1 protein-coding gene is annotated in these 291 nt (G+C 66.0%); it reads right to left on the bottom strand.

All coding sequences use genetic code 11. The features are described 5' to 3' along the window. The coding region (locus EN862_RS35680; RefSeq protein WP_135913343.1) for an SDR family NAD(P)-dependent oxidoreductase at positions 1-291 on the bottom strand (291 nt) is incomplete at both ends.

The raw sequence follows: 291 nt of genomic DNA, 5'->3' as shown, positions 1-291 counted from the left end.
CCCAGCGTCGCCGCCGCCGACGAGATGTTGACGATCGCACCGCCCGAACCGCCATGCCGCGTCGACATGCGCTTGACCGCCTCGCGGGCACACAGGAACGAGCCCACGACATTGATGCGCATCATGCGCTCCAGCCGCGAAACATCCATCTCGTCGACGCGCGCCTTGACGTCAACGATGCCGGCGTTGTTGACGAAGGCATCGAGCCTGCCAAAGGCGCGGTCGACGGCGCCGAACATGGCCACGATGTCGGTTTCCTTGCCGACATCGCCCCTGACGGCAACAGCGTCG

This window comes from Mesorhizobium sp. M2E.F.Ca.ET.219.01.1.1 (assembly GCF_004016445.2).
Taxonomy (GTDB): domain Bacteria; phylum Pseudomonadota; class Alphaproteobacteria; order Rhizobiales; family Rhizobiaceae; genus Mesorhizobium.
Note: the sequence above shows the minus strand (reverse complement) of the source record. Positions and strands in the feature narration are given on the sequence as shown.